At 61.8% G+C, this 17,924-nt stretch carries 15 protein-coding genes, 1 tRNA gene and 1 pseudogene; 10 read left to right on the top strand and 7 right to left on the bottom strand.

The features are described from left to right. Positions 1-2 precede the first annotated feature (2 nt). Positions 3-662, top strand: coding sequence for a carbonic anhydrase (locus tag QMK54_RS13790; RefSeq protein WP_110662538.1), 660 nt, complete (start codon positions 3-5; stop codon positions 660-662). Between the two features lie 61 nt (positions 663-723). Here the strand turns inward: QMK54_RS13790 and QMK54_RS13785 are convergent, their stop codons facing one another. Next, positions 724-2,226 carry an aldehyde dehydrogenase family protein gene (locus tag QMK54_RS13785; protein WP_320402742.1) on the bottom strand — a complete coding sequence of 501 codons (1,503 nt, stop codon included), beginning with the start codon at positions 2,224-2,226 and terminating at the stop codon, positions 724-726. Between the two features lie 388 nt (positions 2,227-2,614). Between QMK54_RS13785 and QMK54_RS13780 the strand changes: the two genes are divergently transcribed. Beyond that, positions 2,615-3,121 (top strand): DoxX family protein, encoded by a 507-nt coding sequence (locus QMK54_RS13780; protein ID WP_103393742.1) that lies wholly within the window; start codon positions 2,615-2,617, stop codon positions 3,119-3,121. Between the two features lie 714 nt (positions 3,122-3,835). Here QMK54_RS13780 and QMK54_RS13775 read toward each other — a convergent pair. Then, positions 3,836-4,093, bottom strand: a pseudogene (locus QMK54_RS13775) (GlxA family transcriptional regulator); the annotation flags it as partial. A 151-nt stretch (positions 4,094-4,244) separates the two neighbouring features. Between QMK54_RS13775 and QMK54_RS13770 the strand changes: the two are divergent. Continuing rightward, positions 4,245-4,907, top strand: coding sequence for a glutathione S-transferase family protein (locus QMK54_RS13770; protein WP_320402741.1), 663 nt, complete (start codon positions 4,245-4,247; stop codon positions 4,905-4,907). A 99-nt stretch (positions 4,908-5,006) separates the two neighbouring features. On the opposite strand, the gene QMK54_RS13765 is transcribed toward QMK54_RS13770, so the two are convergent. Next, positions 5,007-5,435, bottom strand: coding sequence for a TOBE domain-containing protein (locus QMK54_RS13765; RefSeq protein ID WP_110660066.1), 429 nt, complete (start codon positions 5,433-5,435; stop codon positions 5,007-5,009). Between the two features lie 280 nt (positions 5,436-5,715). Then, positions 5,716-5,790 (bottom strand) — tRNA-Gln (locus QMK54_RS13760). A gap of 323 nt (positions 5,791-6,113) precedes the next feature. Here QMK54_RS13760 and QMK54_RS13755 point away from each other — a divergent pair. Together QMK54_RS13755 and QMK54_RS13750 are read left to right on the top strand one after the other, a co-directional pair. Next, positions 6,114-6,542 carry a hypothetical protein gene (locus QMK54_RS13755; RefSeq protein ID WP_110660065.1) on the top strand — a complete coding sequence of 143 codons (429 nt, stop codon included), beginning with the start codon at positions 6,114-6,116 and terminating at the stop codon, positions 6,540-6,542. Positions 6,543-6,681: 139 nt separating this feature from the next. Beyond that, positions 6,682-7,251 carry a hypothetical protein gene (locus tag QMK54_RS13750; RefSeq protein WP_110660064.1) on the top strand — a complete coding sequence of 190 codons (570 nt, stop codon included), beginning with the start codon at positions 6,682-6,684 and terminating at the stop codon, positions 7,249-7,251. 41 nt (positions 7,252-7,292) lie between these two features. On the opposite strand, the gene QMK54_RS13745 is transcribed toward QMK54_RS13750, so the two are convergent. From QMK54_RS13745 to QMK54_RS13735, 3 genes are all read right to left on the bottom strand, one after another. Continuing rightward, complete coding sequence (locus QMK54_RS13745) at positions 7,293-9,281, bottom strand: U32 family peptidase (RefSeq protein WP_320402740.1); 1,989 nt, start codon at positions 9,279-9,281, stop codon at positions 7,293-7,295. Between the two features lie 356 nt (positions 9,282-9,637). Beyond that, positions 9,638-10,018 (bottom strand): RidA family protein, encoded by a 381-nt coding sequence (locus QMK54_RS13740; RefSeq protein WP_110660062.1) that lies wholly within the window; start codon positions 10,016-10,018, stop codon positions 9,638-9,640. Between the two features lie 76 nt (positions 10,019-10,094). Then, on the bottom strand, positions 10,095-10,889 hold the full coding sequence (locus QMK54_RS13735) for an AraC family transcriptional regulator (protein ID WP_320402739.1): 795 nt from the start codon (positions 10,887-10,889) through the stop codon (positions 10,095-10,097). 188 nt (positions 10,890-11,077) lie between these two features. Here QMK54_RS13735 and QMK54_RS13730 point away from each other — a divergent pair, with 188 nt between their 5' ends. From QMK54_RS13730 to QMK54_RS13710, 5 genes are all read left to right on the top strand, one after another. Next, positions 11,078-12,712 carry an APC family permease gene (locus QMK54_RS13730; protein WP_223595588.1) on the top strand — a complete coding sequence of 545 codons (1,635 nt, stop codon included), beginning with the start codon at positions 11,078-11,080 and terminating at the stop codon, positions 12,710-12,712. A gap of 45 nt (positions 12,713-12,757) precedes the next feature. Beyond that, a complete protein-coding gene (locus QMK54_RS13725) occupies positions 12,758-13,684 on the top strand; it encodes a 4-hydroxyproline epimerase (protein ID WP_320402738.1) in 927 nt (308 codons plus the stop codon). A 58-nt stretch (positions 13,685-13,742) separates the two neighbouring features. Next, positions 13,743-14,690: a dihydrodipicolinate synthase family protein gene (locus QMK54_RS13720; RefSeq protein WP_110660059.1), complete on the top strand. Its 948-nt coding sequence runs from the start codon at positions 13,743-13,745 to the stop codon at positions 14,688-14,690. Positions 14,691-14,874: 184 nt separating this feature from the next. Beyond that, a complete protein-coding gene (locus QMK54_RS13715) occupies positions 14,875-16,446 on the top strand; it encodes an aldehyde dehydrogenase (NADP(+)) (protein WP_320402737.1) in 1,572 nt (523 codons plus the stop codon). A 3-nt stretch (positions 16,447-16,449) separates the two neighbouring features. Further along, complete coding sequence (locus QMK54_RS13710) at positions 16,450-17,736, top strand: FAD-dependent oxidoreductase (protein ID WP_320402736.1); 1,287 nt, start codon at positions 16,450-16,452, stop codon at positions 17,734-17,736. Positions 17,737-17,924: the final 188 nt, after the last annotated feature.

Below are 17,924 nucleotides of genomic sequence, written 5' to 3'. Positions count from 1 at the left end.
TCATGAAAGCGCTCATCGACGGTTTCTTGAAGTTCCAGAAAGAAGCCTTTCCGCAACGCACCGACCTGTTCAAACACCTGGCCACCACCCAACACCCGGGCACGCTGTTCATTACCTGCTCCGACAGCCGCGTCGTGCCGGAACTGCTGACCCAGCAAGAACCCGGTGAACTGTTCGTGATCCGTAACGCCGGCAACATCGTGCCGTCCTACAGCCCACACCCGGGTGGCGTATCGGCCACGGTCGAATACGCCGTCGCTGTGCTCGGCGTCACCGACATCGTGATCTGCGGTCATTCGGACTGTGGCGCCATGACGGCCGTGGCCAAGTGCACCTGCATGGACCACCTGCCCGCCGTCAGCGGCTGGCTGCAACACGCCGAGTCGGCGAAAGTGATCAACGAGGGGCGGCCACACGCCACTGAAGCGGCCAAGGTCAGTTCGATGGTTCGCGAGAATGTCATCGCCCAACTGGCCAACATCCAGACACACCCGAGCGTGCGACTGGCCCAGGAAAAAGGCCTGCTGAACCTGCATGGCTGGGTGTACGACATCGAGACCGGTTCGATCGACGCGCTGGATGCCGACAGCCGAAGCTTCGTGTCGCTGGTCGAGCATCCGGGCACTTGCGCCGTATCGGCCAAAGTGAGCAAAGCCGCCTGATCAGAACCACCGCTTGATCAAAAAAGTGACCGCCCTTGCAGCGGTCACAGCTTCGGCTCTCTCAGCGTTTGACGCCCAGATCGACCTGGGTCATGCGACTACGAATGGTGAACACACCATCCCCCGAAAGAATCGCACTGCGCGCAAACAGGCGCCCGCTCTCCCAGTTCGAAAGCCCCAGTTCTGGCTTGTTCAATGCGTACTGGCCGTCGACCCAACGGGTAATGCCATTGCCGACAAAAGGCGCGTTGACCGCGTTATAGAAACGATCCTGAGCCTCGCCGCTTTCACTGATCAACGACACGGTGAATTGCGGGCTGTAGCGATTGAACAAGGCAATGGCGCTGTCCAGGTCGTCGACGATTTTCAGACTGACTTCCGGAGTTTCTTCCCACTCCCACTCGCGATCCAATTGATCTTCCGGCAACGGCTCGGCCTGCGCCTCGGTCTGATAACCCTCGGCGCGATACACCTCGACCGAGGCAGCCAGCCAGTCTTGCGGCAGGTGCGACTCGCTGCCTTCGACGATGTGCAGCTTGCAGCCCTGCCCCCGTGCGGTGCCGGCTTGCTTCAAAGCATCGAGGAACAGCGGCACCAGCTCAGCGGCGCGATCGCGGTGGATCAGGCAGACGTTCAGGGTGTTGCAGACCTTGCGGTCCAGGGAGTTGCGCACCACGGCGGCAAAGCGCCGGGCATCGGCATCGGCGTTGGCGACCAGCCAGGCGCCACCGGTGCCGTGCAGGCTGACCGCCGTGCCGGCCTGCTGGGCGATGCTGCCCAACTGGCTGACGGCGCGACCCGAACCACGGGCCACCGCCAATGACAGGCGCCGGTCAGCGAACATCGCCCAACCGGCGGCGTGGTTGACGCTTTCCACCAGCGACACCGCACCGGCCGGCAAGCCGGCGTCGCTCAGTGCAGTGTTCAGTGCATGGGTCACGATCGCCTGGGCCGTGCCCAACGCATCACTGCCGATGCGCAGCACCGCCGTGTTGCCGGTACGCAACACCCCGGCCGCATCGGCAAACACATTCGGTCGACCTTCGAAGACAAACGCGACGATGCCCAACGGCGAGACCACTTGCTCGACTTTCCAGCCATCGTGCTCGACGCAACTGATCACTTTGCCTCGGCTGGCCGCGGCATCACGCCAGGCGCGCAGGCCGGCGATCATGTCGCGACGCATGCGCTCATCGGCCAGCAAGCGGGTGGTCGAGCGACCGCGAGCCTTGGCCCGCTCGATGTCGGCCAGGTTGGCGGCCTCGATCAGCGCCCAGCATTGCGGGGTTTCCAGGCGTTGGGCAAACAGGTCGAAGAAGGCGCTGATGGCTTGATCGGAAACCGCCGACATTGCGGTAAACGCCGCCTGGGCGCGCTCGATCGCAACGTTGGCCGCTTGCTGGTCCGCCACGGGGATCAACAGTAACTCGCCGCTGACCTGCTCCACCAGCAGATGGTCACCGGGCTGGAAGCGTTGTGCCAGTTCGGGGCTGACGACAGTGACACGATTACCGGCGAAAGGGATTGGCGTGCCAGCGACTAGACGTTCGAGCGCAAGAGACATGAAGCGGTTACACCATGCAATGGGCGGCCGGAAAATGTATAGCAATTTCCCCGGAGCGTCACGCTTCAGACCGGTGATCCCCTGTGGGAGCGGGCTTGCTCGCGAATACGGTGTGTCAGGCACCATCAACGTGGCTGACACACCGTATTCGCGAGCAAGCCCGCTCCCACCCTGGTCGTGCGTTGGGTGGAAAAACTCATGGTTAACGTATCTCAATGTATACAGCCCCGCCCCCGACACACCCCACACTCAAAACCCCGCCAAAACGACACACCGCAGATACACCCCGCTGATCAAATTCACCTGTCGATTGGCCAAGCCAGTCAAAGCGCCAAACACTCGGGGCATGTCGTTGCCCCGCATCCCTGACCTGAAAGAGATCAACGCCATGAGCACCTCCATTTCTTCGGCCGTCAAAGGCCTGCACCTGAACCTCGACCGTGCCGGCGACTGGGTTGCGCCCCTGGCGCTGCGGGTGTTCCTCGCCTGGGAATTCCTCGAGTCCGGCCTGGAGAAATTCAACGGACAAAACTGGTTCGCCGATATCCAGCAGCGCTTCCCGTTTCCGTTCGACCACATTCCAGCGACGCTGAACTGGGAACTGTCGATGTGGGCCGAACTGATCTTTTCCATGACCTTGCTGCTGGGCCTGGGCACGCGTTTTTCGGCGTTGAGCCTGATGGTGGTAACGCTTGTCGCAACCGCCGCCATCCACTGGCCCGCCGACTGGCATACCCTGAGTGAACTTGCCCAGGGTTATGCCATCAGCAACAAGGGTTACGGCAACTTCAAGCTGCCATTGATCTACCTTGTGGCCTTCACGCCGCTGCTGCTGTCCGGTGGCGGCAAGCTCAGCATCGATGCGCTGCTGGCTCGTTTCATCTGGCGTCGTTGAAACGAAACCTGCAACGCAATACCTGTAGGAGCCGGCTTGCCGGCGATGGCCTCAAGTGCGCCGCGTTTATCCGGTTCACCCGCGTTATCGTTAACGACCATCGCCGGCAAGCCAGCTCCTACAAGGGACCGCGTCCTGGTCGAAAAGATGTGAACACCAAACTGTAGGAGCCGGCTTGCTGGCGATGGCCTCAAGTGCGCCGCGTTTATCCTGTACACACGCGTTATCGTTAACCACCATCGCTGGCAAGCCAGCTCCTACAAGGGACCGCGTCCGAGTCGAAATGATGTGAACGCCAAACTGTAGGAGCCGGCTTGCTGGCGATGGCCTCAAGTGCGCCGCGTTTATCCTGTTCACCCGCGTTATCGTTAACGACCATCGCCGGCAAGCCAGCTCCTACAAGGGACCGCGTCCGAGTCGAAATCATGTGAACGCCAAACTGTAGGAGCCGGCTTGCTGGCGATGGCCTCAAGTGCGCCGCGTTTATCCTGTACACACGCGTTATCGTTAACGACCATCGCCGGCAAGCCAGCTCCTACAAAGGACCGCGTCCTGGTCGAAATGATGTGAACGCCAAACTGTAGGAGCCGGCTTGCTGGCGATGGCCTCAAGTGCGCCGCGTTTATCCTGTACACACGCGTTATCGTTAACGACCATCGCCGGCAAGCCAGCTCCTACAAAGGACCGCGTCCTGGTCGAAATGATGTGAACGCCAAACTGTAGGAGCCGGCTTGTGGTCGGGCGAATCAGGTTGTCGCCCATGACCAGCAGCGTATCGAACGAGCGCTGGTCGAACACTTCGGTCTGCACGGCAAAACCGGCGGACGTCTGCACCAGTCCCCCCGTTTCGGACAGCAATGCAATGCGATACAACGGCTCATCCACGGCGTTGTTGGCCAACTCGAAAGCGGCACACATGGCCAGGCCCAGCACCTGAAAACCGGGGTAAACAATGAGTCCGATCTGGTGCATGGCGATATGACCCTAAACGCGGCATGCCTGATATTCAGGCCAGAATCTGCACTCTAACCCGAACACCCCGCACCGGACACAGGAGCGCCTCGCGCATTCGCCGATGACGACCGATAATGAAGCGGTTTGCATCTCACCGAGGAATTGAAGGATGTCGCTGACTCTTTATTTCCATCCACTCTCGTCGTTCTGCCACAAAGCGCTGATCGCGCTCTATGAACTGGACATCGGGTTTGAAAAACGGATCATCGATCTGGGCAACGAAGCCGACCGGGCCGAGCTTCAAGCGCTGTGGCCGATTGGCAAGTTCCCGGTGCTTCGCGATCACGCCCGGCACAAGGATGTACCGGAGTCGAGTGTGATCATTGAATATCTGGACCGGCTTCATGCCGGCCAGGCGTCGTTGATTCCGCACGATTGGGAAGCCGCCCTGGACGTACGCCTGTGGGATCGTTTTTTCGACCTTCACGTCCAGGTGCCGATGCAGAAGATCGTCGCTGACCGAATAAATGCCGCAAACGGCGACCTGACCCGCGAACGCACCGCGCTGGCAACGGCGTACGGCATGCTCGAACGTCAGCTGACGGCAAAAACCTGGGTGGCCAGCCCGGCGTTCAGCATGGCCGATTGCGCCGCCGCCCCGGCGCTGTTCTACGCCAGCACCCTCGTGCCCTTTGCCGACGAGCATCGCCACTTGAGTGCTTATTTCGACAGGTTGACCCAAAGACCCTCGGTCGCGCGGGTCATCGATGAGGCAAGGCCGTGGTTTTCCTGGTATCCGTTTGCCGAGGCCATCCCGGAGCGCTTTCGCTAGAGGCGCCAGCGCAGCTGAGGAACGGGAGGCAAAAACGAAAAATCCCCGTGATCCATCAAGACATGGATCACGGGGATCAGTGTGAATGCTTGGCTCTGATCAGGCCGGAACACCCAGGATGATGTGGGAAGCCTTGATCACTGCCGTGGCGCTGACGCCGGCTGCCAGGCCCAGCTCCGCCACCGCATCGCGGGTCACGATTGAATAGACTTTCGAACCGCCAGCCAGCTCGATGACCACTTCTGCATTGACCGCGCCATCGGTAACGCTCAGTACCTTGCCTTCCAGGCAGTTACGCGCCGACAGGCGAATGTCGCTCGATTCGGTCATCAACATCACCCAAGGCGCCTTGATCAACGCGACGGCCTCTTTGCCGATGGCGATGCCCAGGCTTTTGATGCTTTCCATGGTGACGACGGCAACCAGTTGTTCGCCACCCGCCAGGGTCAGAACCACTTCGGCGTTGACCGCGCCTGGCTGGACCTGGCTGACTTTGCCTTTGAATACGTTGCGTGCACTGACTTTCATTTGAGGCATCCTTTTCTTGACTTTAAAGTTAGGAAACGGCGTGCATCATCAGTGTAGGCGCTATGTAGAAACAACTACAGCGCGCCTCTGGTTCAGTGACGGATGGCCAGACCAGCCCAGAAAATCTTCATCAAACGCGCAGCAAGAACGCCCGCGAGCCTTGGCTGAAAGCGGGTTCGCACAGGAACATCCGGGACATGAAAAACGCACGCAAATAACCAGCGCATCGACGAATATTAACCGTCGGTCGGGTGTTATCTGATTGCGCAGGAAGTAAAAATGGCAGGGGCGGCTGGATTCGAACCAACGCATGGCAGGATCAAAACCTGCTGCCTTACCGCTTGGCGACGCCCCTGTATCTGTAGCGATGAGTGCATGGCACTCGCTTTCTTGAGTGGCAACGAGAGCTGTTGCCTGCTTGCGTGACAGGCTCCCTGAGGGCCTGTGCAAGAGTGGGCGCAAATTTACCAACATTTGCCGCAACTGGGAAGCCCTTTTAAAAGAATTTGTTTTTTTAAAACAGTCGCTTAGTGTTGAGTCGAATCCAGGAGGAGTGATCGGCGCACGTTCAGCCCGATCACGTCTGCTACGCTTTTCTTTGAACGGATCGAATCGGGAATCGTTTGCGCATAACCCTTCCTTTGCCATTTGAGGGCGCCAAATGTGAAAGGCAAATTGATGGGCACCGTTACAACTCTCCTGGTGGTCGGGGCCGCGATTTACGGGCTCAACACCTGGGAACACATCGAGAGCCAGCGACAGGAAGCGGTCTGCAGGGCCGCCCGGGAGCATCTCAACGGTCTGGAAACCCAGGCGCGCGCCCTGGCCTCCGGGTTGACGGTCGAAGCCTATGCCGAAGCCGAAAAAGCCGAGGCCGGCCAGTTGGTCCTGGCACTTGATACGGCCAAGGATGAAGCCGAGGTCAATGCCGTCATCGACAAACACTCCGCTGCCGTCGAAGCGCAGATATCGGCCGAAGACGCAGAGGTCCAGTCGCGGGGCGATCAACCCTTCCTCGGCCAGGAATTCAAAAAGCAACGCATCCCCACCGACATCAAACAGGAGTTCAAGCGAGCTGAAAAAGCCGTCGCCGACACCTGTGGATAGTGTCGACTGCCAGCTTCAGATTTGTCGCCAGCGTCTAGACTTCAGCAAAAGCACGTAGCAACCAGACTCCGCGTTCATAACAAAAAAAACGACTAAAAACGAGGACGCCCCGACTTTGAAAACATCAATCCTCTGCGCCATGGCGAGCCTGCTGGTGTCCGTCGCGGTGTCTGCCAACGGCGTCATTCCTGTCCTCGAACTGGACTTCACACGGTCTGCGACGGAAACCCTGAAAAAAATCGGCATCAACGACGCGTGCATCATCGGCGCCTCGAACCCTGTTGCGTTCACTTATTGCCGGGAAGGATCGACGACACTGTGGAAGTATCAGGCATTGGACCTGGATCAAATGGCGGTAATGCACAGTGATGCAACGCAGCCCTCGACGGTCTACCAGCCCATATCCGTCCTGGAGTTCAATAGCGCGGCCTGTGAACACGAGAGCAATATGGTCGCCGTGGAAAAACCGGCAACGATACGTTGGCTGATCCTCGGCTTGATGGCCATGTCCCTGCTGATCGGCTTGCGCTACAGCTATCGGGCCATGCTGCTGCGCCGCCAGAACGCCAGCGAGTACTCGCAACCCGAAGAGCAAGCATCGAGCGATGCCCCGCCGCCCTTCCAGGCAACCGCACAAACAAAAGCCCTGGCAGCGTTTGGCCTCGCTGTTGTCGTGGCCGTCGTTTACTTCAACTACACAGGGTATTGAACAGCAGGTGAGCGCGCCGTTGCGGCGCGCTCACCGGTCACTCAGTGCGGCGCGCGCGGGATGGTCTTGAGCAGGTCTTCGGGGCTGATGTGACCGACCACACTGCCCGGTTGCGGCAGATTGAGGATGTGGCCCTTCATCTTGCCGATGATGTGCATCTCGCAAGGCTTGCAGTCGAACTTCAACGTCAGCACTTCATCGCCGTGAATCAACTGCATCGGCGCGACCTTGGTGCGCACGCCAGTCACGCCCTTGGCCTGTTTCGGGCACAGATTGAAGGAGAAACGCAGGCAGTGCTTGGTGATCATCACCGGCACTTCACCGGTTTCCTCGTGGGCCTCGTAGGCCGCATCGATCAGCTTGACGCCGTGGCGATGATAGAAGTCCCGGGCCTTCTGGTTGTAGACGTTGGCCAGGAACGACAGGTGCGAGTCCGGGTACACCGGCGGCGGCGTGGTTTCGGCTTTACGGCTGCCACGCGGGTGCGCGGCGACCCGCGCTTCGGTCAAGGCTTCGATCACTTCACGACGCAAGGCCTTGAGCTGCGAGTTCGGGATGAAGTACGCCTGCGGCGCGTCCAGCCTGATATCGATGGCGTGGTACTGCGTAGTGCCGAGTTGGCCGAGCAGATCCTGCAATTGTTCCAGCGCCTGCTCCGGCTTGTTGGCCGCGCCGAACGGGCCGGCCAGCGTGACGCTGGCGCTGATGCCTTCCTCGCTGTTCGCGGTCAGTTCCAGCTGTTCTTCACGCAGGCGCGCGACCCAGCTCAGGGCGATGCGACGCTCGGCAGAAGTCTTTTGCAGCGCCTGTTGCCAGTTGTGATCCAGATTGCGATTCAGCGGATGGTTGGGGCGCAGCTTGTACATTCCCTCCGGCATCTCATTGGGCTCGACGCGATAGCGATAGCGCTTCTCGCCGTCTTCCTCGAACTCGCCTTTGGGTTCGGCGATGTTGGCGCGAAAACCCACCACTTCACGCTTGACCAGCACGTTCAGACCGTCGCCGTTGGACAGTGGCTCGTGCGTCACGACCAGCATGTCACGCTTGGCGACTTTCTCCACCACACCCACCGGCAGACCGGTGAAGGTCGGCGAGTCGAAGGCGCCGATATCGATCTTGCGATCAGTGACGAAGTAATCGGTGCTGCCACGGTGGAAGGTTTTTTCCGGGTCGGGCAGGAAGAAATGCGCGGTGCGGCCACTGGAGGCACGGGCCAGGTCCGGGCGGTCTTCGAGCACGGCGTCGAGGCGCTGGCGGTAGTAGGCGGTGATGTTCTTCACATAGCCCATGTCCTTGTAGCGACCCTCGATCTTGAACGAACGCACGCCGGCCTCGACCAGGGCGCGGATGTTGGCGCTCTGGTTGTTGTCCTTCATCGACAGCAGGTGTTTTTCGTAAGCGATCACGCCACCCTTTTCGTCCTTGAGGGTGTACGGCAGACGGCAAGCCTGGGAGCAGTCGCCACGGTTGGCGCTGCGCCCGGTCTGCGCGTGGGAAATGTTGCACTGGCCGGAAAACGCCACGCACAGCGCGCCATGGATAAAGAATTCGACGGCCGCGTCGGTTTCGTCGGCGATGGCGCGGATCTCCTGGAGATTCAGCTCGCGGGCCAGCACCAATTGCGAGAAACCGGCCTGATCGAGGAACTTCGCCCGTTCCAGCGTACGGATGTCCGTCTGGGTACTGGCGTGCAGTTCGATCGGCGGAATGTCCAGCTCCATCACACCCAGGTCCTGGACGATCAGTGCATCGACGCCGGCATCGTACAACTGGTGGATCAGCTTGCGGGCCGGCTCCAGTTCGTTGTCGTGCAGGATCGTGTTGATGGTGGTGAACACCCGGGCGTGATAACGACGGGCGAACTCCACCAATTGGGCGATATCGCTCACTTCGTTGCAGGCATTGTGGCGGGCGCCGAAGCTCGGACCACCGATGTAGATGGCATCGGCGCCATGCAGGATGGCCTCGCGGGCGATGCTCACATCGCGGGCAGGGCTGAGCAATTCCAGGTGATGTTTGGGCAAAGACATAGTTTTTTTAGTCAGGCTTGTCACGGTCGAGGCGTGCATTGTAGCGGCGAAACGCCTGACCGGCACCCGTATGCTGCCGGGTGGCGTTTTGAGTAGCCTTGTAGGAGCGAGCTTGCTCGCGATGGACGTTAACGATGACGCGGGCATTCTGTATGCACGCGTCGCCCTTATGTTCATCGCGAGCAAGCTCGCTCCTACAGGTTTCGAGCAAGTACACAGATTTCGTGTCCGACACAGACCCACTGTGGGAGCGGGCTTGCTCGCGAAAGCGTTGGGTCAGGTAACACCTGTGCAAGCTGACACTCCGTCTTCGCGAGCAAGCCCGCTCCCACAGGGTTATATGTGTGTGGCGCTGATCAGGCCTTGGCGGCCATGGCGGTGACTTCGACGCGCATGCCTTCGACGGCCAGTGCAGCTACGCCTACGGCAGCGCGCACCGGCCATGGCTTGGCGAAGAAACGCTTGTAGACCTCGTTGAACGCGGCGCGGTCGGCCATGTCGGTGAGGTAGATGGTCAGGTGCATCACGCGGTCCATGGAACTGCCGGCACGCTCCAGCGCAACCTTCAGCGCTTGCAGGGTGCATTCGCTCTGCAGGGTGATGTCGCCCAGTTCCAGGCTGCCATCGGCGCGGGTGGGGATCTGGGTGGAGACCAGCACACCGGCGAAACCGACGACGTCGGAGGAAATCGAATCGGCATCGAGATCGGGGGTAAAGGTCAGGTCGTGGTTTGCCATGGGAGCTCTCTTGCTTGAAGTGGTGAGGCAGGTGCCTTTTGCGCGGCCAGTTTACAGGGCCATTGCCGGCGCGTCGCTAATCCAGCCCAGACGGTTGCTCGTGCCCGGTGGCCTGGCGGTACTGGCGCGGGGTGAAACCGGTCAAGGCCTTGAACTGCCGGGTGAACGCGCTGTGGTCGGTATAGCCGCATTGCAGGGCGACCTCGGTGATCGGCACATCAGTAAGCAGCAACCGATGCGCATGCTCCAGGCGAACCTTCTGGATCATCTGCCGGGGCGTCAGGTGGAACACACGTTTGCAGTAGCGTTCCAGTTGCGCCACGGAAATCCCGGCGATGCGCGTCAACTCGCCGAGGGTCACGCGACGGTTGAAATGCGCGCGAATGTGTTCGTCCACCGCCGCCAGGCGCTGGTACGCCGGGTGCGTGTCGCTGGCTGATTGCAGGTCGACCGAGATGCCCGCCAGGCCGATGATTTCATTGCGGCGGTTGTACAGCGGGCGCTTGTGGGTCAGGCACCAGCCCGGCTCGCGGCTGCCGTACAAATGCAACTCCAGCTGGTCCTCCAGCACAAAGCCCTGCTCCAGCACGCGCCGGTCCTGCTCGGTGTAACCGGGCCCCAATTGCTCGGGAAACACCTCGGCGCTGGTCTTGCCCAGCAGCGGTTTCAGGTGTTTCAAACCGCAGCGTTGCACCAGCGTGCGATTGGCCATGACATAGCGCGCCTGCACATCCTTGATGAAGATCGCGGCATTGGGAATGACATCCAGCATGGGCAACAGCAGCGCAATGCCGGCCAGCAGTTGTTCGATGGATTCGGGGCGGTTCGAGTTGTCGCCCTGGCACAACAGCGCAAATGCATCCTCAGTCATCAACCGGCCCCTCGCAAAAATCAGACAGCTGCCATTGTGCTGATTTCGTCATCGACACCCAAGCAAAACATCAATCGCGAGCACGCCGCCAGGTTCAATCTATGCCCACCGCCCTCCTCGGCAAAACCGAAAAGAGGCGATTTGAAGTGCACACCTGCCTATCCAAAAACTCACAAGAAGGCGATGTAATGTCAGGCCAAGGCAAGTTCAAAAAACAACTTTCGTTGATAGACCTCACGTTTATCGGACTAGGGGCCATCTTCGGCTCCGGCTGGTTGTTCGCAGCCAGCCACGTCTCCGCCATCGCCGGGCCGGCGGGGATTTTTTCCTGGCTGCTGGGCGGTTTTGCGGTGCTGCTGCTGGGCATCGTCTACTGCGAACTCGGCGCGGCGCTGCCGCGTGCCGGCGGGGTGATTCGCTACCCGGTCTACTCCCACGGCCCGCTGCTGGGTTACCTGATGGGCTTCATCACGCTGATCGCGTTTTCCAGCCTGGTCGCCATCGAGGTGGTCGCCGCGCGCCAGTACGCCGCTGCGTGGTTTCCCGCATTGACCCAGGCAGGTTCGAGCAATCCAACGGCACTTGGCTGGCTGCTCCAGTTCGGCCTGCTTTGCCTGTTCTTCATGCTCAACTACTACAGCGTGAAGACGTTCGCCAAGGCCAACAACCTGATCAGCATGTTCAAGTTCATCGTGCCGTTGCTGGTGATCGGCGTGCTGTTCACTTTCTTCAAGCCGGAGAACTTCCAGGCCCAGGGCTTCATGCCGTACGGGCTGTCCGGTGTCGAGATGGCGGTGTCCGCCGGCGGCATTATCTTCGCCTACCTGGGGCTGACGCCGATCATCTCGGTGGCCAGCGAAGTGAAGAATCCGCAACGCACCATCCCGATTGCACTGATCCTCTCCGTGCTGCTGTCCACCGCGATCTATGTGTTGCTGCAAGTGGCGTTCCTCGGCGGCGTGCCCACCGAAATGCTTGCCAATGGTTGGGCCGGCGTGGCCAAGGAACTGGCCCTGCCCTACCGCGACATCGCCCTGGCCTTGGGTGTGGGTTGGCTGGCCTATCTGGTGGTGGCCGACGCGGTGATCTCCCCCAGCGGCTGCGGCAACATCTACATGAACGCCACCCCGCGGGTGATCTACGGCTGGGCGCAGACCGGCACCTTCTTCAAGGTCTTCACGCGCATCGACGAAAAGTCCGGCATCCCGCGCCCGGCGCTGTGGCTGACCTTTGCCCTGTCGGTGTTCTGGACCCTGCCCTTCCCTTCGTGGGAAGCGCTGATCAACGTGGTTTCCGCCGCGCTGGTATTGAGCTACGCCGTTGCGCCGGTGTCGGTGGCCGCCCTGCGCCGCAATGCGCCGGACATGCCGCGCCCGTTCCGAGTCAAGCACATGGGCGTCCTCGGCCCGGTGTCGTTCATCATCGCCGCGCTGATCGTCTACTGGTCCGGCTGGAACACCGTGTCCTGGCTGCTCGGCCTGCAGATCCTGATGTTCGTGGTGTACCTGCTGTGCGGTCGCTTCGTGCCGACCCAACACCTGAGCCTGGCCCAGCAAGTGCGCTCCTCGGCATGGCTGATCGGTTTCTACGCGGTGACCATCGTGCTGTCCTGGCTCGGCAGTTTCGGCGGCATGGGTGTGCTCACCCATCCGTTCGACACCCTGGTCGTGGCGGCCTGCGCCATGGGCATCTACTACTGGGGCGCGGCCACCGGCGTACCGGCGCATCTGGTTCGCCTGGACGCCGAGGACGGTGAAGAAGAAGCCGATCCCGTCTACCGCGGCCAGCGTCCGATCGGTGTGTCTGCCCAAACCGCTCGCTGAAATTCAGGCCGGCAAAACCTGCGTGTTCCTCTAATGGATGTGTTTATGAAAAAAGTACATGTCATTGATTCCCACACCGGCGGCGAGCCGACTCGCCTGGTGATGTCGGGCCTGCCGCAGCTGGCTGGCCGGACCATGGCCGAGAAGCGCGACACCTTTCGCGAGCAGCATGACCCATGGCGTCGCGCCTGCCTGCTGGAACCCCGTGGCAACGATGTGCTGGTGGGTGCGCTGTATTGCGAACCAGTGTCGCCAGATGCCACCTGCGGCGTGATCTTCTTCAACAACGCCGGCTACCTCGGCATGTGCGGCCACGGCACCATCGGCCTGGTCAACTCGCTGCATCACCTGGGCCACCTCCAGCCTGGCGAGCACAAGATCGATACGCCAGTGGGCCCGGTCAACGCCACCCTGCACGAGGATGGCAACGTCACCCTGCGCAACGTGCCCGCCTACCGCTACCGCCGACAGGTGCCGGTCGAAGTGCCGGGGCATGGCCGCGTGTACGGCGACATCGCCTGGGGCGGCAACTGGTTCTTCCTGGTGTCCGACCACGGTCAGGTCTTGCAGATGGACAACGTCGACTTCCTCACCGAATACACCTGGGCAATGCTCAAGGCCCTCGAGGACCAGGGCATCCATGGTGACGACGGCGCGCTGATCGACCACATCGAACTGTTCGCCGATGACGACCACGCCGACAGCCGCAACTTCGTCATGTGCCCCGGCAAGGCCTACGACCGCTCGCCCTGCGGGACTGGCACCAGCGCCAAGCTCGCGTGCCTGGCGGCCGACGGCAAACTGGCCGCCGGTGAACGCTGGGTCCAGGCCAGCATCACCGCCAGCCAATTCATCGGCAGCTACGAATGGGAGGGCGAACGCATCATCCCTTTCATCACCGGCCGCGCCTACATGACCGCCGACAGCACCTTGCTGATCGACGAACAAGATCCCTTTGCGTGGGGCATTTGAGCCGCCACGTTTCTTCCTTCACCCGATCTGCATGAACGCTTCAAGGAGTATCAACAAAATGAGCGACAACATTTTCACTGGCTGCATCCCTGCCCTGATGACCCCGTGCACCGCCGAGCGCAAGCCCGACTTCGACGCGCTGGTGGCCAAGGGTCGCGAGCTGATCGACATCGGCATGAGCGCAGTGGTGTATTGCGGTTCCATGGGTGACTGGCCGCTGCTGACCGAAGCCGAGCGCCAGGAAGGCGTGGCGCGCCTGGTGGCCGCCGGCGTTCCGACCATCGTCGGCACCGGTGCGGTCAACAGCCGCGAAGCGGTGTCCCATGCGGCACACGCGGCCAAAGTCGGCGCCCATGGCTTGATGGTCATCCCTCGGGTGCTGTCTCGCGGCGCTTCAGCCACCGCGCAAAAAGCCCACTTCGCCGCCATTCTCGAAGCCGCTCCGGGCTTGCCGGCGGTGATCTACAACAGCCCTTACTACGGCTTCGCCACCCGCGCCGACCTGTTCTTCGAACTGCGCCGCGAGTACCCGAACCTGATTGGCTTCAAGGAGTTCGGCGGTGCCGCCGACATGCGCTACGCCGCCGAACACATCACCTCCAGGGACGATGACGTGACCCTGATGGTCGGTGTCGACACCCAGGTGGTGCATGGTTTCGTCAACTGCAACGCCACCGGCTCCATCACCGGCATCGGCAACGCCCTGCCGCGCGAAGTGTTGCGCCTGGTGGCCCTGAGCAAACAAGCGGCCAAGGGCGATGCCAAGGCGCGTCGCCAGGCACGGGAACTGGAATCGGCACTGGCGGTGCTGTCGTCCTTCGATGAAGGCTGCGACCTGGTGCTCTACTACAAGCACCTGATGGTGCTCAATGGCGACAAGGAATACAGCCTGCACTTCAACGAGACCGACGTGCTCAGCGATGCCCAGCGTCGTTACGCCGAGAACCAGTACACGCTGTTCCGCCAGTGGTACGAGCAGTGGTCGGCCGAGCAGAACTTCGCCTGACATCCGGCCTGTACAGCGGCGTGCCAATGCGCGCCGCCTTTGTTTTCGACCAATGGAGCCTAATGCCGATCAATAAAGGGATCGACCAACACTGATCAACCTGTGGCGAGGGTCTCGATTGGCATTACCCCTTGGAGCTCCGTTGTTTCGCTGACGGATCCGCCCAATTTTTTAAGGAAACACCATGACTCTGACAGGCAACATGCTGATCGGCCAGCAGGCCATCACCGGCAACCGCGAAGTGATCCGCGGCATCGATCCCGCCACGGATCTGACCCTTGAACCGGCCTACCACGGTGGCAGCGGCGAACACGTCGAGCAGGCCTGCGCCCTGGCGTGGAGTGCACTGGACAGCTATCGCGCGACGTCCCTGGACCCACGCGCCGAATTCCTCGAAACCATCGCCAGCGAAATCGAAGCCTTGGGGGATGAGTTGATCGACCGCGCCGTGGCCGAGACCGGCCTGCCACGCCCGCGCATCCTGGGTGAACGCGGCCGCACCTGCCAGCAACTGCGCACCTTTGCCCGCACCGTGCGTGCCGGCGAATGGCTGGATGTGCGGGTCGACTCCGCACTGCCGGAACGCCAGCCCCTGCCCCGCGCGGATCTGCGTCAGCGTCAGGTGCCGCTCGGCCCGGTAGCGGTGTTCGGCGCCAGCAACTTTCCCCTGGCCTTCTCCGTTGCCGGCGGGGACACCGCCTCGGCACTGGCCGCCGGTTGCCCGGTGATCGTCAAGGCCCATGGCGCGCATCCGGGCACCAGTGAACTGGTGGGCCGAGCCGTGGCCCGTGCGGTCAAACTGTGCGGGTTGCACGAAGGCGTGTTTTCGCTGTTGTACGGCTCCGGCCGCGAAGTGGGCATCGCCCTGGTCACCGACCCGCGCATCAAGGCCGTGGGTTTCACCGGCTCGCGCAGCGGCGGCATCGCCTTGTGCAACGCGGCCCAGGCGCGTCCCGAGCCGATCCCGGTGTACGCGGAAATGAGTTCGATCAACCCGGTGTTGCTGTTCCCGGCAGCCCTGCAATCACGCGCCGAATCGCTGGCGCAAGGCTTCGTCGCCTCCCTCACCCAGGGTGCCGGCCAGTTCTGCACCAACCCAGGCCTGGTGATTGCTCGTCAAGGCCCGGACCTGCAACGGTTCATCAGTACGGCAGCAGAGCTTGTACAACGCAGCGCGGCGCAAACCATGCTGACGCCGGGAATCTTCAATGCTTATGAGTCCGGCGTCGGATCACTGGCCGAACATGCGCAAACCGTGGCAACCGGCCTGCGTGGCGAAACCCCGAACCAGTGCCAGGCCCACCTGTTCGTCACCCACGCCTCGGATTTTCTCGCCAACCCGGCGTTGCAGGCGGAAGTATTCGGCGCCGCGTCGTTGATCGTGCAATGCGCCAGCGATGACGAAATCGGCCAAGTGCTTGAGCACCTGGAAGGCCAATTGACGGCTACGTTGCAGCTGGACGATGGTGATCTGGAAAGCGCCAGGGCCCTGCTGCCGACCCTGGAGCGCAAGGCCGGGCGCCTGTTGGTCAATGGCTGGCCGACCGGTGTCGAAGTATGCGACGCCATGGTTCATGGCGGCCCGTTCCCGGCGACGTCCGATGCGCGCAGCACCTCGGTGGGCACCGCCGCCATCCTGCGTTTCCTGCGTCCGGTCTGCTACCAGGACTTCCCGGACGCCTTGTTGCCGGCCGCGCTCAAGCATGGCAATCCGTTGCAGTTGCGTCGCCTGCTCGACGGCCAGAGAGAAGCCTAGGCCATGACCAACCATTCTCCCTTGAACCCCTCGCACGTCGAGGCAGACGTTGCCGTAATAGGCGCCGGCATCATCGGCGTCGCCTGCGCCCTGCGCCTGGCGCATCAGGGCCGACGGGTGGTGGTCATCGACCAGCAGGAGCCCGGCCGGGGCGCCTCGTTCGGCAATGCCGGGCACCTCGCCACCGAACAGGTGTTCCCCATCGCCGACCTGTCGATCCTCAAGCGCCTGCCCGCCATGCTCATGGACCCGATGGGCCCGCTGCGCCTGGACTGGAAATACATGCCCCGGGCCCTGCCCTGGTTCGTGCGCCTGTTGCTCAACCTGCGCCCGGCGCCGTTCCAGCGCACCGTGGCCGGCATCCGCGCGCTCAATGAAAGCAGCCTGGGTGCCTGGCACCGCTTGCTGCAGACCATCGAGCGTCCCGAACTGATGAAAGAAGACGGCTCGCTGCTGGTGTTCGAGCGCGCCGATTCGCAGCAGGCGATCGAAGCGCTACAATCGCGCATGCGCCAACAGCAAGTGCCGGTGGATTTCTGGCAGGCCAGGGCCGTGCGCGATGCGGCGCCGCAGCTCAGCGAACAGATTCGCGGCGGCTTGTTTTTCCCGCGCACCGGGCATTTTCTCGATCCCTTCCAGGTGGTCGGCGAACTGGTCCACGCAGCCAAAACCAGCGGCGTGCAGTTCCTCAAGCAGCGAGTCGAGGGCGGGCAACTGAGTGAACTCGGCGTGTCGTTGATCACCGATCAAGGCCGTTTCAGCAGCCGCCAGGTATTGATTGCCTGTGGCGCCCATTCAGCGAAGCTCACCGCCGCGCTGACCGGCAAGAAAGTACCGCTGGACACCGAGCGCGGCTATCACCTGATGCTGCCTCACGAGCACGGACGCTTGCCGTTCGCCGTCACCTCGCTGGAGCGCAAGTTCATCATGACGCCGATGACCGACGGCCTGCGCCTGGCCGGCACCGTTGAATTCGCAGGTCTCGACAGCCCGCCAACCATGGAGCGCGCCTGGCAATTGCACCGCCTGAGCAAAGGCCTGTTCAAGCACGATCTGAGTGCTGAAGCCGCCACACCGTGGATGGGTTTCCGCCCCTCCTTGCCCGACTCCCTGCCGATCATCGACCGGGTGTGCGACGGCAAGGTCCTGCTCGCTTTCGGTCATCAACATCTGGGGTTGACCCAGGCAGCGGTCACGGCGGAGATGATTGCGCAGATGGCCTCGCCCTTGATCGGCGCCCAATCCCACAGCCTGCCGGCGACTGCGCCGTACAGGCTGGATCGTTTCTGAACGAACCCACCGAAAACCTTCTGGTCGGGACGCTACCGCACCTCGATCAGAAGGTCTTGCTGGCGCTGACCACCACGGTCGCGGTGCACACGCAGCATCAGGCGTTCATCGAATGCCTGAACGAGTACCTGGACGAGTACCTGGACGAACAGGCGTTGCACTGAACAGGCACAGGCACGTGGCGAGGG

The organism is Pseudomonas sp. P5_109, from assembly GCF_034009455.1.
In the GTDB taxonomy this organism is placed as follows: domain Bacteria; phylum Pseudomonadota; class Gammaproteobacteria; order Pseudomonadales; family Pseudomonadaceae; genus Aquipseudomonas.
The sequence above is the reverse complement of the archived record's forward strand: the minus strand, read 5'-3'. Positions and strand labels throughout refer to the sequence as shown.

Coding starts and splice junctions, on each gene's coding strand:
- QMK54_RS13790 (WP_110662538.1), top strand. CDS start 3: ATGAAAGCGCTCATCGACGGTTTCTTGAAGTTCCAGAAAGAAGCCTTT.
- QMK54_RS13785 (WP_320402742.1), bottom strand. CDS start 2,226: ATGTCTCTTGCGCTCGAACGTCTAGTCGCTGGCACGCCAATCCCTTTC.
- QMK54_RS13780 (WP_103393742.1), top strand. CDS start 2,615: ATGAGCACCTCCATTTCTTCGGCCGTCAAAGGCCTGCACCTGAACCTC.
- QMK54_RS13770 (WP_320402741.1), top strand. CDS start 4,245: ATGTCGCTGACTCTTTATTTCCATCCACTCTCGTCGTTCTGCCACAAA.
- QMK54_RS13765 (WP_110660066.1), bottom strand. CDS start 5,435: ATGAAAGTCAGTGCACGCAACGTATTCAAAGGCAAAGTCAGCCAGGTC.
- QMK54_RS13755 (WP_110660065.1), top strand. CDS start 6,114: ATGGGCACCGTTACAACTCTCCTGGTGGTCGGGGCCGCGATTTACGGG.
- QMK54_RS13750 (WP_110660064.1), top strand. CDS start 6,682: ATGGCGAGCCTGCTGGTGTCCGTCGCGGTGTCTGCCAACGGCGTCATT.
- QMK54_RS13745 (WP_320402740.1), bottom strand. CDS start 9,281: ATGTCTTTGCCCAAACATCACCTGGAATTGCTCAGCCCTGCCCGCGAT.
- QMK54_RS13740 (WP_110660062.1), bottom strand. CDS start 10,018: ATGGCAAACCACGACCTGACCTTTACCCCCGATCTCGATGCCGATTCG.
- QMK54_RS13735 (WP_320402739.1), bottom strand. CDS start 10,889: ATGACTGAGGATGCATTTGCGCTGTTGTGCCAGGGCGACAACTCGAAC.
- QMK54_RS13730 (WP_223595588.1), top strand. CDS start 11,078: ATGTCAGGCCAAGGCAAGTTCAAAAAACAACTTTCGTTGATAGACCTC.
- QMK54_RS13725 (WP_320402738.1), top strand. CDS start 12,758: ATGAAAAAAGTACATGTCATTGATTCCCACACCGGCGGCGAGCCGACT.
- QMK54_RS13720 (WP_110660059.1), top strand. CDS start 13,743: ATGAGCGACAACATTTTCACTGGCTGCATCCCTGCCCTGATGACCCCG.
- QMK54_RS13715 (WP_320402737.1), top strand. CDS start 14,875: ATGACTCTGACAGGCAACATGCTGATCGGCCAGCAGGCCATCACCGGC.
- QMK54_RS13710 (WP_320402736.1), top strand. CDS start 16,450: ATGACCAACCATTCTCCCTTGAACCCCTCGCACGTCGAGGCAGACGTT.